Genomic DNA, 13,151 nt, shown 5'->3' with positions numbered 1-13,151 from the left:
TGACTGTCAGTAGCCCAGCGTTGCGGGCAACCATCCGGTTAATGAAGGAAAGAAAATCAGGAGCGCGATAGCGAAGGCGGTCGCGAACCAGAACGGGATCAGCCTGCGTGAGACCGGGCCGATATCAATTTTTGCCACGTTACAGACCACGAAAATATTGGTGCCAATCGGCGGCGTGAACAGCCCCCAGCCCAGCGTCAGCGTAAAGATCAGGCCAATCTGGTAAGGCTCAAATCCGGCGGTTTTGGCAATCGGCACCAGGATCGGCGCGAGAATAATCATCGCCGGGCCAAGATCCAGCCAGAAGCCCACGACTTTCAGCAGCAGGATCACCAGCAGCATGGTGGCGATCGGTCCGGCCTGCAGCCCGCCAATCCAGGCGGCGGCCATATGCGGGACCTGAGTAACCGTCAGCAACCAGCCGAAGGGTACCGCCACAGCCATGATGATCATCACCGATCCGGTCAGCGTGACCGATTCAATAATCGCCGGGATCAGGTCGCGCCAGCCCAGCTCGCGGTAATACAACCCACCAATCAGCAGCGCATAAATTACGGCTAACCCGGCCGCTTCGGTCGCGGTGACAAAACCGGTGATGATAGCGCCGAGAACAAATACCGGCATACACATCGCCGGGAACGCCCGCCAGAAATCCCACCAGAAGGCTTTGAAATCGAACTTCCCTTCCACCTTTGGGAAATTTTCCCGCATGCCGATAAACCAGGCGGTGAGCATAAAGACCACGGCCAGCATACAGCCGGGGAGCACACCAGCGACAAACAGCCCGCCAATGGAGGTATTAGTGATAACGCCGTACAGCAGCAGGATCACACTGGGCGGAACCACAATCCCCAGCGTGCCGGAGGCCGCCGTGACCGCCGCCGCAAAATCGCGTGGATAGCCCTTTTGCTCCATCACCGGGATCATCACCTTTGCCACGGTACTGGTATCCGCCGTGGCAGAACCGGTCAGGCCACCGTACACAAAAGCAGTGGCAACGTTAACCAGTCCCAGGCCACCACGAAAACGCCCGAACAGGTGCTCGGCAACGTGCATGATGCGGTGAGTCAGCCCGCCGCGGTTCATCAATTCCCCGGCAAATAAAAACAGCGGGATGGCGATGAGCGAGGTGGTGTCAGCGCCGCGCAGGGTCTGCTGAGCCAGCCAGGCAATCGGCATCGGGAAGTCACCCAGCGCCAGTGCGGCAATACTTCCGCCCGCTATCGCCCAGGCGATGGGCACCCCGGCAAACAGCAGCACCAGGAAGGCGGCAATCAGAATCAAAACAGTCATAGCGCTTCACCCGAGCGTGAGAAGAAAAAGTGCCAAATCCGCCAGAGCGAAAGGAACATCAGCATCACCGCAAACCCTGCCAGCGAGCAGGTAATCACTGCATTCGGCAGCCTCAGCACCGGTGTCGGCACCCAGGCGGAGGTCTGCAGGATTTTCATCCCACTTGTCAGCAGCCAGCCGCTGAGCACCAGCAGCACCAGCGCCGAAAACAGCCTCAGCCAGCGCCGGACGCCTGCCGGGCACAGTGCTGCCACGCTGGTGAAGCTCACGTTCTCGCCGCGAATTTCAGCCAGCACCGCGCCCAGGAAGGTCACCCAGATAAACGAGATTTCAGCGGTTTCAAAGGTCCACTCCAGTCCCGTCCAGGCAAAATAGCGGGCGACGATCCCCAGCAATGTGGAGCCCAGCGTCACCAGGAACATCGCGCCGCCTGTCCACATCAGCAGTAACGTCAGCCACCGCGGGCCGCTGGTTGGTGCGTAGTGAACCGGCGTCATCAGTTACTGCCCGCGTCAGTACGCAGCTGTTTAACGAAGTCTGCGCCCCAGGCTTTGCTGAACTGGTCATAAACCGGGCCGACTTTGGCCAGGAAGGCCGCGCGATCCACCTCGTTAAATTCAACTTTCTTCGCTTTCAACTGGTCGGTCAGTTTGGCGTAAACCTGGTCAAGCTGGCTGCGATACCAGGTGGTGGTATCAGCCACGGACTCAGTCAGTGCTTTTTTGTTTTCCGCGCTCAGCCCGTCATAAGCAGATTTGTTCATGTACCAGAAGTTGGCTGACCAGATGTAGTTCGCCATCGAGACATGCTTCACAACTTCGTACCAGCGCTGGTCGCTGAAGTCGCGCAGCTCTGGCTCCACGCCGTCAACCACGCCAGACTGCAGAGAGGTATAAACTTCACCAAACGGAATTGACTGCGGCAGACCGCCAAGCTGTTTGATGGTGGCGAGGATCACCGGGTTTGGTGGCGTGCGGATCTTCAGGCCGCTCAGATCTTCCGGCTTCACAATGGCTCTTTTGCTGTTAGCGAACTGACGGAAACCGGAGTCCAGCGCCGACAGCATCACGTAGCCACGGCTCTCGCCCATCGACAGAAATTTCTTGCCCGCGTCGCTGTCAAGGAAATGGTGCACCGAGTCAGCGTCTTTAAACAGAAAAGGCAGGGAAACCGCATTCAGACGCGGATCGATAGCATCCACCACGCCGCCCAGTCCCATGGTGATTGCACCAGACCCGGTTGAGTCAGCAATCGCGCCCTCATCGCCCAGCTGGCCATCAGGGAATATCTGAATTTCCAGCGCGTCGTGCGACTTCTCTTTCACTTCTGCCGCAAAACGGACCATCGCCTGGTTGACCAGGCTGTCGCTGCTGGAGGCGTGAGCCAGGCGCAAGGTTTCAGCAGCAGAAGCGCTGATGGCATACAGTCCACTACCCGTGCTCAGAACGGCAATGGCGAGAAGATGACGGCGAAAAACGTTACCCGGGGAAGCTGCCATGGTCGATCCTCATATTACTGGTTGTCAGTGGAGTATGACCCCCAGCATAGGGATTCTGCATAAGATGAGAAATAAAGAGTTTTAATAGTGGGATACAAATTTTTATACAAGCTCCCCAGCGCAGACAGGTCAATGAATAAGCCGCTGAAAGCGACTTTTAAAAGGCCCTGATGCTCCCTGAAAATTCTGTCTCAGCCACAGAGTCCGGTTGATTCCACTGCCGTATTCAGCCGGACCAGTGCAGCAGGGCTGAAGTGCATCCGATGCCCGCTAACCTCTTGTTTCACGCTGCTCTTTTGGCCATTATCGGGGGTCAATACTTTCCTGACCCACGCGAGGTGCATGCATGGAACCGTCTCATCCAGAAGAGATTGAGGTAAAAATTGCCGGAATTGTGAAAGAGCTCGAACCGCAGTTGATCGCCCTGCGACGCGACATTCACGCACATCCGGAGCTGGGTTTTGACACGGTACGCACGGCGGAAGTAGTGGCGAAGGAGCTGGAAAGGCTGGGTTATCAGCCGCAAAGAGGCATCGGCAAAACCGGGATTGTGCTGGATATTCACGGTGAGGAGAAAGGGCCAAACCTGCTGCTGCGTGCCGATATGGATGCGTTGCCCATCGAAGAGAATACCGGCCTGCCCTTCGCCAGCGTTTACCCGGGCAAAATGCACGCCTGCGGCCACGATCTGCACACCGCAACCCTGCTCGGCGTGGCTGCCACGCTGAAAGAGCTGCAGCCCCAGCTGAAGGGCTCAGTCCGTCTGGTATTTCAGCCTGCTGAGGAAACCACCGAAAGTGGCGCAGCGGCGATGATTGCCGACGGCGCGGCGGAAGGTCAGGATATGGCGATCACCTTCCATAACCGTCCGGAACTGGCAGCAGGCAATATTCTGCTGACACGCGGGGCCAGTACCGCCTCCTGCGATGAATTTGACGTGGTGGTGACCGGCGTGTCAGGACATGCTGCCCGCCCGCACGCTGCCGCCGATCCTATCGTAGCTACAGCGTATTTGATCACCCAGCTGCAAACCATCATCTCCCGTGAAATGGATCCGGCGCAGTCTGCCGTGCTGACCGTCGGCCATATTGAAGGCGGCGCGATCCACAACATTATTCCGGATTCCTGCCTGTTCCGGGGAACCGTACGTGCCCGCTCAACTGCCTCGCGCGATCATGTGGAAACGGCATTCCGCCGTATCTGTGCTGGCGTGGCGCTGTCGATGAATGTGAAAGTGGACATCAACTACCAGCGCGGCGTCCCTCCCCTGCTGAATGATGACCGGATGGTCGATCTCGCCGAAAAGAGCATTACCCGCCAGTTCAGCAAACAGCCGGAGATCCAGCAGGGCCGGAGTTTTGGCGCGGAGGACTTCTCTTACTTCTCCGATTTGATGCCTGCCTGCCAGATCCACATCGGATCGGGGCAACCGGGACGTGACGACCACGTCCATAACTCTGACTACCAGCCGGACGAGAGCTGCATCTCGCTGGGGGCCATCGCCCTGACCCGCTTAACGCTGGATATTCTTTCTTAACCGTATTTCAAATTTAACAGGTGTAGCTCATGAATCTGACACGCAAAGGTTTTCTCACCGGTGCCGTTGCCGCTCTCGGCCTGCTGGTTCTGCCACAGTTACAGGCACGGGATCTCTCCTCGCTGACCTTCGCCACCGAAGCCGCCTTCCCTCCGTACAACATGACCACACCGGGCGGTGAAATCGTTGGCTTCGAGCCGGATATGCTGAAAGAGATCGCGAAGCGTGCGGGTTTCAGCTACAAACTGGTCGCTCAGAGCTGGGGGGGAATGATCCCCGGCCTGCTGGATGGCAAATACGATGCGATTGTCGATGCGGTGTCGATCACGCCTAAACGCCAGGAAACCATTAACTTCACCAGCCCGTATATCAACGGCGGCTCCGGTTTTGTCACCAACAAAGACAGCAGCATCACCAGCCTGCCAGGCACCGGTACCCGCATTTCGCTGACCGATGAAGCCGCCAGCAAAACCGCCATCGACAACATCGCGAAAATCGTCAAAGGCAAAACGATTGGCGTACAGGTTGCCACCATTCAGGCTGACTTCCTGCAGAAATACTTCGGCAATATTGCCACCATCCGCACCTATCCGGGCGGCAAGGATACCTTCTTCGATCTGGATGCCGGGCGCGTGGATATGGTGATGGCAGCCGTGCCAAACCTGACCGCCTATGTAAAACGCTCCAACGGCAACGGCGAACTGACAGGTTACACCTTCCAGAACGGCGTGCTGGGCGCAGGCTCGGCTATCGGGTTGCGGAAAGACGACACCGAACTGCAGGCTAAGCTGAACACGGCCATCGACTCGATGGTAAAAGACGGCACGATGAAAGCGTTAATCATCAAATGGTTCGGTATGGATCTGTCACCAAAAGCGTAAATGGAGTGCGGTATGGTTAAAGATTGCCGGTGCCTGAAGGGCCGCAGTGGAGGTAAATATGGGCATTGACTGGCAGCTCCTCGGCTTCGGTCCTGAGGGATGGGGGCCGGTGCTGCTTAAGGCTGCCGGGGTCACGGTTTCCGTTTCCCTGTGCGCCTTTCTGCTCGGCTCGGTGATTGGCAGTCTGGTCGCCTGGGCCAAAATCGGCGGGAACCGCTGGCTCAGCAGGCTCGCCGAAGGCTACACCGTGGTGCTGCGCGGCATTCCCGACCTGATCGTAATCTACATTTTCTATTTTGGCGGACGTCAGGTGCTGGCCTTTTTCGGTCATGCGCTTGGATTTGCCGGTCCTTTTGACATCAGCGGGTTTGTCGCCGGTGCGCTGGCAATCGGCCTGATTTCCGGTGCCGGACAGGGCGAAGTCTTCCGCGGGGCTTACGGCACCATCCCGAAAGGCACGCTGGAAGCAGCGACGGTGGTGGGGATGGGCAAATGGCTGATGTTCCGCCGCGTCATTGTTCCACAGGCCCTGACCACCGCGATCCCCGGCCTGGGCAACCAGTGGCAATCGGCCATCAAGGAGTCGGCACTCGTCTCGGTTACCGGACTGGTGGAAACCATGAATCAGGTACAGGTTGCCTCCGGGTCCACCCAGATGCCGTTCTTTTTCTTTGCCGTTGGCGCGGTGATTTACCTGGTGATCACCACCGTCTCTGAACTTGTTATTCGCCAGGCTGAGAAATGGTCCTTGCGCGGTCAGGATTACACTCAGCTTTAGGGGCACGGTGCATGGATATTTCGTTTATACAACAGACTTTTATCAAACTGCTGGCCGGGCTGCCGCTGACGCTGAACCTGGCGGTGCTGTCACTATTGGGCGGCGGCATTCTGGCGCTGCTGCTCAATCTGCTGCGCGCAACCAAACCCGGTAGCGTTGTTGCAAAAGGATACGTGTTTCTGTTTCGCGGCTCACCGCTGCTGATCCAGATATTTATGATCTATTACGGGCTGGGCAACGTCAGCTTTATTCGCCATAGCTTTCTGTGGCCTTTCCTGCGCGATCCTTACTGGTGCGGCCTGCTGGCTTTGATCCTCAATGACGCGGCTTATACCTCAGAGATCCTGCGCGGTGGCATTCGCGCGGTCCCGACAGGATCGATTGAAGCGGCTCGTGTTTGCGGCATGTCCCGCTTCACTATCCTGCGACGCATCACTCTGCCGATTGCCATTCGCCAGGCGTTACCGGCTTACAGCAACGAAGTGATCTCGATGGCCAAATCGACCTCGCTGGTCAGCACCATCAGCCTGATGGAAGTGACCGGCATTGCCAACGCCGAGGTTTCCAACACCTATCGGGCGCTGGAAGTGTTTATCAGTGCGGCGGTGATCTACCTGGTGATTTCGCTGCTGGTAACCAAAGCACTGGCCATGTTTGAAAAATACCTTTCACCCGAGAAGTCCGGAGCAAGAGCATGAGCACACCTACCCTGACGCTGCGTAGTCTTAAAAAGAGTTTTGGTCAGCATGAGGTGCTGCACGATATCAGCCTGACGGCCAACGACGGCGACGTGATTTCACTGATTGGGGCAAGCGGCTCCGGCAAAAGCACCCTGCTGCGCTGCATCCCGTTCCTGGAAGTGGCTCAGGGCGGTGAGATTCAGGTGGCGGATGAGAAAATTAACCTGAACGGCAATAACGGCACGCTGAGCAAAGCTCAGCAGACGGCAATTAAAAATATCCGCAAACAGCTGGGCTTTGTTTTTCAGAGCTTTAATTTATGGCCGCACCGGACCGTGCTGCAAAACATTATTGAGGCTCCCATCCATGTACAGAAGCGTAACCGCAAAGAGTGCATTGAAGAAGCTGAAGCGCTGCTGGAAAAAGTCGGTCTGTTTGCCAAACGGGATGCCTGGCCTGCCCATCTGTCGGGCGGTCAGCAGCAGCGGATCGCCATTGCACGGGCGCTGGCCCAGCATCCGAAGGCGATTCTGTTTGATGAGCCAACTTCCGCGCTGGATCCTGAACTGGTGGGCGACGTGCTGAAGGTGATCCGCGGGCTGGCCGAAGAAGGCCGGACGATGATTATCGTCACCCACGAGATGGGCTTTGCCCGCGAAGTCTCGAACAAAGCGATTTTCCTGCATCAGGGGATGATTGAGGAGGAAGGCCCGCCGGAGCAGGTCTTCAGCGATCCCCACTCCGATCGCTGCCGGGCCTTTGTCAGCAGCCATTTCCAGCGCAATTATTAAGGGATGCCCTTAGCGGGCGTCGCGCACCGCTTCCCCCAGCTGCCACACCGCCATAGCATAGTGGTTGCTGTGGTTGTAACGGGTGATCACGTAGAAGTTCGGCAGCCCGTACCAGTACTGATAATATTTGCCCATATCGAAACGCAGCAGGCTGGCCTGCTGATAACCGGTCAGCGGCACCTGCGGCGATAATCCGGCTGCGGAGAGCTGGCCCATGGTGTAGCGGGTTTTAAAACCGCTCTCCATCAATGGGGCCTGGCCGTTGGCCGGAACGGCAATCGCCCCGCCCTTCTGCCAGCCATGAGCGCTGAAGTAGTGCGCCACGCTACCGATGGCATCAACCGGATCCCACAAGTTGATGTGGCCGTCACCATTAAAGTCGACCGCATACTGCTTAAAGGAAGAAGGCATAAACTGGCCGTAACCCATCGCTCCGGCGAAGGAACCGCGCAGATCGAGCGGATCGTCTTTCTCTTCTCTCGCCATCAGCAGGAAGGTTTCCAGCTCGCTGCTGAAGTAGTCGGCCCGGCGCGGATAGTCAAACGCCAGCGTTGCCAGCGCATCGATAATGCGGGTTTTGCCCATCACGCGGCCCCAGCGGGTTTCCACGCCGATAATACCCACGATGATTTCTGGCGGCACGCCATAGACCTGCCAGGCGCGGTTCAGTGCATCCTGATACTGATTCCAGAACTGCACGCCATTCTGCACGTTACCCGGCACGATAAATTTGTTGCGGTAGCGGATCCACGCGCCGTTTGGCCCGGTGGGTGCCTGATATGAAGGTGCCTGGCGATCCATCAGCCGCAGCACAAAATCCAGTCGCTTCGCCTGCGCCAGCATGTCATGCAGCTGCTGGCGATCGAAGTTATGTTCACGCACCATTTTATCGATAAAAGCAGCCGTCGCAGGATTACTGGCAAAGTCCCCACCCAGCGGGGCGATATCGTGCGAGGGTTCCAGCAGAAAACCGTTGCCGCCTTTAAAAGGGTTACCGTGAGGTTCAACCTGCTCGGGAGCTTTGGAGCTGCTGCAGGCCGAAAGAAGAAGGAGCGCGGGCAGAAGTGTGGCCAGATAACGCATTGAATATCCATATGGGCGGTAAGAGTTGTCGTTATGGTAAAGCATTGCCTGGCGCGAAGAAAAGAAGATGTTATGTAAAGGCGTTACTCGTTGGGATTTGTTTACTTTTTTCTGCGAGGGACCGCATCCCTGCCCTGTGCGGATTGACACAATAAAAATAAAACGCTATTTCAATAATATTATTTAGTTCTATAAATTATTCAGGAGGAATGATGAGTAAGCAGGCTGCGATACTGTTAGCACCGGGTTTTGAAGAAGCAGAAGCCTTTATTATTATTGATATTTTGAACCGTCTGCATGTCAAGGTGACCACCGTTGGCTGCCATACCGCCCGTGAGATACCGAGCTACCATAATGTGCCGGTGATTGCCGATGTATTGCTGGCGGATCTGCAGAATGAGCTGTTTGATGCGGTGGTTATTCCAGGCGGGCCGGAAGGCACGGTGAACCTGGCAGCCAACCCGCTGGTGACGACATTTATCCGCCGCCACGATGATGCCGGGAAATGGATAGCCCCGATCTGTTCGGCTGCGGCCAGAGTTCTGAGAGGCCATCATCTGCTGAAAGGACGGCGCTATACCTGTTCCGGGGATTTGCATAAAGCGGTGACGGACGGCGTCTACAGCACGGAGGATGTGGTGGAAGACGGCAACCTGATTAGCGGCAAGGGGCTGGGTAAGAGTTTCGAGTTTGCCTTCCAGCTGGCGTGGCGATTAACCGGCGATACGCAAACCGCTGATTTCCAGGCTGAGCATATCTATTTTGACCACTGGCGGAGTGGGGAGCGCTGATGTTTGCGGTTGGGTCGCTGGGAGGGCTACTGGTGGGGTGGTGAGTGCTAGTGTTCGCGGGTCGGTGCGTTTAGTCGTTAAAAGTGCCGCTGGTGGGTTGTGGGCGCTAGTATTCGCAGGTTGGTGTTGTTAGTCGCTGAAAGTGCCGCTGCCGAATGGTAAGCACTAATATTCTCGGGTAGGTGTGTTTAGTCGCTGAAAGTGCTGCAGTAGCTGGAGGGGCTATACGGAACACGGACACGCCGTTAAATCGTCCCTGATGGCTTGAGTCGCGCGTCCATGCGCGACACAGTCCGCTTATCCGTATAGCCCCTCCTGCCATTAGCTAAGGTGTTGCTGCGATGGGACACAGTGGTTTGTGGCAAAAGAGTTTGGGTTGGATGAGTTTTCGGAAGGCTAGCTCCTCAAACAGGGTATTCATTTTGATATAAGTTTAATTGTTCAGTTCTGAAAGTCGGCTTCGTGCCAGAAGCGGACGTTGGTGGTATGCAGGCGCAGAGGGGAATAAAAAACTTATAATATTGATCAAAGTGGTGCTATTCTTGGCAACTTAAGCCGATATATTATAGATGAAGTGTGCCCTTATAGGGTTCCATATTGATAATAGAAAACTAATCAGAGAGGTAAGCTTGAGCGAATCCACTATAATCCTAGCTAAAGAATCAATTTCCGATGGAAGTGAAGTAAACAAAATAAATGAAATAAGACCTCTTGGTAATAAGGAAATTGAAATCTATGAAGCACAGAGAAATATGCTCATGGAGTTTGTGAATGACTTTTCTTTAGTAGAATATGTAAGATTAAACTATGAGTCACTAATGGAACTTCTGAATGAAACGATTATAAAAGTAGCCAAAGAACCTTCTTTTATTGGCTCATATCCCTTCAAAACCTTCCCATTCTTTTTGAATACACGAATACTGAACTATATGATGTCAGTTAAAACTTTACTTGACCATATGGAAACCAGTATTAACAGGCAGTATGGGGAGGATTCAACGGAATTTTTCGAGTTTAAAGCGCTGACGGGAAATGAATTTGACAGCAAGTTTTCATATAGATTCATGTATAAGCTCAGAAATTTTGTTCAGCATTGTGGAATGCCACCACTTTCATACACGATATCAAAATCACTTGATGAAACCAGTAGTACTTTAAGTGTAGAGTTAATCGTATATTTTATTAGAGATGAATTAATTCGGGGGTTTTCTAAATGGGGGGCTCTGGTAAAGGCTGACCTAACACAGATGGATGAATCTTTCCCAATAATGCCTATTTTTAATGAGCACATTAATTCTATTTTCAAAGTGTATATTCTATTCAATGAAAAATATCACATAACAAAAGTTTTAAAAGCAAAAGAGTACATAATAAATTTCATTGGCGAGAGAGCGGATTATATCGATGATGAATACATCATTGCAAAACTAAAAAAAACCGAAACAGGTTTGAGTATAAACAAAAAAACCATTCCTACATCAGCGCTTGAGAAAATATCAGATTTTTATAGAATAAAAGAAGATTTATTTTAGCAATGGAAATGAATTAGAAAACCAACACTTTTTTCCAGATAAACAAGCGGATATCACTCGTTGCGTTAACATATTTCTCGAACTATGTGTAATTTTATCCGCTGCCTGAGACTCGGTAACGGCAGGCCACCAGCCCGTTTGCCATTAGAGATGGGGTGACTTGCTCCCCGCTGATTAATACTCCTCAATGCCAGTCATGTTGTTGAGGCTGCCAATGTCCGCACTTCGCTCATAGCGGACTGTAGTCATGCTATTGCCCCATACATGCCATTAGCGGACATTACTTCTTTTTATTAAGCATCGACTTCAGATCGGCAAACGGATTGTAGGTTGCTTCACCAACATCTTTTTGCGCATCCTCTCCTGCCACAACGGTTGTGCCGTACTGGTCAGCTTCCGTGTACTTCGAATGTTCGTGGTCATGACAATACAGGCACAACAACTCCCAATTACTGCCATCTTCCGGGTTATTGGTATGGTCGTGATCGATATGGTGAACCGTTAATTCGCGGAGATTTGAATAAACAAACTCACGCGAGCAGCGTCCGCATACCCATGGGTAGATTTTTAGTGCTTTCTCACGGTAGCCGCTTTCCAGCCGCATATAGTTTTTTGGAATCAGAACCATTGCCGGTGTTACCTGTTTCAAAGAGAGCGTTTTACGAGAATGGCTCAATATATCACTTACCACTTTGTCCGGATAACCCCTTCTGCCACAAAATAGAGCTGATTCAAGTGGCACAAGGACATTTTTTACCTGACCTGGACCATCCCACTGTACGTCTCGGTGTAGCGCGTCGCTTTCAGATCCTCAACCTGAAAGTTCACCAGATCGAACAGCAATTCGGTAAGCACTTCCTGAGTCTCTGAATCCGCTGCGCGGCTGAGTAATACCTGAGTTAAGGCACGGCAGTATCTGGTGATGGCTTCAGGCTCGGCGACAAACGCGGTGTGATGAAAATCCGTTGCGTCTGATGCAGTGAGCTGCGGGAGACGATAATCCGGAACAGGTTCGTCAAAAGCCAACTGCAAATGCTCAAGACTGCCTGCTATTTTTTCATAAATTGCGAAGCGCTCCGCAGAAATATCTGTTTCCATCAGAACAGAAACGAGGCGCTCGTTATATTCCGCCAGGTCGATAAAGTCCATTCCGCTGGTTAACGGGGAAAGATGTATAAATTCAGGGCGAGTTTGAGTAAACTGTTTTACAGCCATGGTGTTAGTCCTCATAACATTATGGTCAGAGGCTCGTCAGTGCTTCAACACTGGCGGGTCTCGCTATTTACTGCCACCTTTTTTATTCGGTGCCTGCCCACTATATTCCTCTGCTCTTTTCCGTCAATACTGTACAAAGGTTTTTTTCTTCAATAAGTTGAGATTAAATCCATTCTGGAATCTGTCTCGAAAAACAAGGTAAAAATCATGAAATGACAGGTCATCCATCTGAATGTACATCCAGAAATTGCGAATTTACCCACAAGCGAAAAAACTAAAAATTGTTAATTATTTTATGCGTTTTTCACATATATGTTAGATGTTGGCAGTTGTAAATAAAACGGAAGAAATTAAAAAACTCCATCGTGAAAAAACATTTTCCCTATAATTTAAATAGAATATCGCATCCAAACTTTACATCAATCTCACAAAACCACATAGTGACGTCACGCGCTTAAAGGCCGCGTCCTGCTGGCATCACCCAAAAAAAGACGGCCACGTCCTCCGCGCCGAAGAGATGGCTAATGCCCTGCGCATTGCCCCTTTTAGGGGATGTTTCCGAATACAGTTGGGCGTTCATTGGGATGGCGTGTACAGCGATTTCTTTAAATCCAAAGAAATCTGGTTCTGGAAGATACAATGAAGATATTAAAAATAACCTTATTTTCTCTGTCAGGGGCAATCTGCGGTGGCGGTCTCATGTGGGCAGTATTCCCCCTGATCGCAAAGTTTTTTGTAGGGCCAGTGCATGGTGAAGATCAGATGTCGCTGAATGCATCGATATTTTTGATCGGCTTCCCGATGTGTACAGTGCTGGGAGCGCTCAAAAGCCGAGAAAGAAACACATCAGGGATTTTGATTTCCACTCACCAACAACTCCGAAATTAGTGGGCGGCGGTCAGACCCGGTGCTGGCGGGTGTTTGCCGCATGGACGCGGCAATCAAGGCTACATGGACGTATTTACGCCGTCCCGACTGCACCGGATCTGACCGACACCGATCACTATGAGGGCAGCTAAGCAGATTTGACCGAAACCGATCTCTGAACAGAGTGAGAAAGGTTTACATCAGC

At 52.9% G+C, this 13,151-nt stretch carries 14 protein-coding genes; 8 read left to right on the top strand and 6 right to left on the bottom strand.

The genetic code is table 11. From position 1 onward, the window contains the following. Positions 1–6 precede the first annotated feature (6 nt). Genes GSQ70_RS19535 through GSQ70_RS19525 form a run of 3 tightly spaced genes read right to left on the bottom strand, consistent with a single transcriptional unit; the run spans position 7 to position 2,791 of the window. The gene (locus GSQ70_RS19535) at positions 7–1,293 is read right to left on the bottom strand and encodes a TRAP transporter large permease (RefSeq protein WP_158784091.1); all 1,287 of its coding nucleotides are present in this window, start codon (positions 1,291–1,293) and stop codon (positions 7–9) included. Next, a complete protein-coding gene (locus GSQ70_RS19530; protein WP_158784090.1) occupies positions 1,290–1,790 on the bottom strand; it encodes a TRAP transporter small permease in 501 nt (166 codons plus the stop codon). Before GSQ70_RS19530 ends, GSQ70_RS19535 begins: the two co-directional genes overlap by 4 nt. Beyond that, complete coding sequence (locus GSQ70_RS19525; protein WP_158784089.1) at positions 1,790–2,791, bottom strand: TRAP transporter substrate-binding protein; 1,002 nt, start codon at positions 2,789–2,791, stop codon at positions 1,790–1,792. Before GSQ70_RS19525 ends, GSQ70_RS19530 begins: the two co-directional genes overlap by 1 nt. Positions 2,792–3,137: 346 nt before the next feature. Here GSQ70_RS19525 and GSQ70_RS19520 point away from each other — a divergent pair, with 346 nt between their 5' ends. From GSQ70_RS19520 to GSQ70_RS19500, 5 genes are read left to right on the top strand one after another with little or no spacing between them, the layout of a single operon-like run. Beyond that, a complete protein-coding gene (locus GSQ70_RS19520) occupies positions 3,138–4,328 on the top strand; it encodes a M20 family metallopeptidase (RefSeq protein WP_158784088.1) in 1,191 nt (396 codons plus the stop codon). A 29-nt stretch (positions 4,329–4,357) separates the two neighbouring features. Further along, a complete protein-coding gene (locus GSQ70_RS19515; RefSeq protein WP_158784087.1) occupies positions 4,358–5,209 on the top strand; it encodes a transporter substrate-binding domain-containing protein in 852 nt (283 codons plus the stop codon). 58 nt (positions 5,210–5,267) lie between these two features. Then, complete coding sequence (locus GSQ70_RS19510) at positions 5,268–5,987, top strand: ABC transporter permease (RefSeq protein WP_158784086.1); 720 nt, start codon at positions 5,268–5,270, stop codon at positions 5,985–5,987. A gap of 11 nt (positions 5,988–5,998) precedes the next feature. After that, a complete protein-coding gene (locus GSQ70_RS19505; protein ID WP_158784085.1) occupies positions 5,999–6,685 on the top strand; it encodes an ABC transporter permease in 687 nt (228 codons plus the stop codon). Continuing rightward, positions 6,682–7,458, top strand: a complete 777-nt coding sequence (locus tag GSQ70_RS19500) for an ABC transporter ATP-binding protein (protein ID WP_158784084.1) — start codon at positions 6,682–6,684, stop codon at positions 7,456–7,458. Before GSQ70_RS19505 ends, GSQ70_RS19500 begins: the two co-directional genes overlap by 4 nt. Before the next feature lie 9 nt (positions 7,459–7,467). Here GSQ70_RS19500 and mltB read toward each other — a convergent pair whose 3' ends face one another. Next, entirely contained in the window at positions 7,468–8,541 is a 1,074-nt protein-coding gene (mltB, locus tag GSQ70_RS19495; RefSeq protein WP_158784083.1) for a lytic murein transglycosylase B, read from the bottom strand. A gap of 212 nt (positions 8,542–8,753) precedes the next feature. On the opposite strand from mltB, the gene GSQ70_RS19490 reads away from it, so the two are divergent. Together GSQ70_RS19490 and GSQ70_RS19485 are read left to right on the top strand one after the other, a co-directional pair. Next, positions 8,754–9,332 carry a DJ-1/PfpI family protein gene (locus GSQ70_RS19490; protein WP_158784082.1) on the top strand — a complete coding sequence of 193 codons (579 nt, stop codon included), beginning with the start codon at positions 8,754–8,756 and terminating at the stop codon, positions 9,330–9,332. A 629-nt stretch (positions 9,333–9,961) separates the two neighbouring features. After that, a complete protein-coding gene (locus GSQ70_RS19485; RefSeq protein WP_158784081.1) occupies positions 9,962–10,864 on the top strand; it encodes a hypothetical protein in 903 nt (300 codons plus the stop codon). A 280-nt stretch (positions 10,865–11,144) separates the two neighbouring features. On the opposite strand, the gene yajD is transcribed toward GSQ70_RS19485, so the two are convergent. Continuing rightward, entirely contained in the window at positions 11,145–11,492 is a 348-nt protein-coding gene (gene yajD / locus GSQ70_RS19480) for an HNH nuclease YajD (protein ID WP_158785379.1), read from the bottom strand. 125 nt (positions 11,493–11,617) lie between these two features. After that, positions 11,618–12,079 (bottom strand): hypothetical protein, encoded by a 462-nt coding sequence (locus tag GSQ70_RS19475; RefSeq protein WP_158784080.1) that lies wholly within the window; start codon positions 12,077–12,079, stop codon positions 11,618–11,620. Positions 12,080–12,718: 639 nt separating this feature from the next. Here GSQ70_RS19475 and GSQ70_RS19470 point away from each other — a divergent pair. Then, positions 12,719–12,967: a hypothetical protein gene (locus GSQ70_RS19470; RefSeq protein ID WP_199257284.1), complete on the top strand. Its 249-nt coding sequence runs from the start codon at positions 12,719–12,721 to the stop codon at positions 12,965–12,967. The last annotated feature ends 184 nt before the right edge of the window (positions 12,968–13,151 follow it).

Source organism: Pantoea sp. BAV 3049 (assembly GCF_009765445.1).
Taxonomy (GTDB): domain Bacteria; phylum Pseudomonadota; class Gammaproteobacteria; order Enterobacterales; family Enterobacteriaceae; genus Erwinia.
Note: the sequence above shows the minus strand (reverse complement) of the source record. Positions and strands in the feature narration are given on the sequence as shown.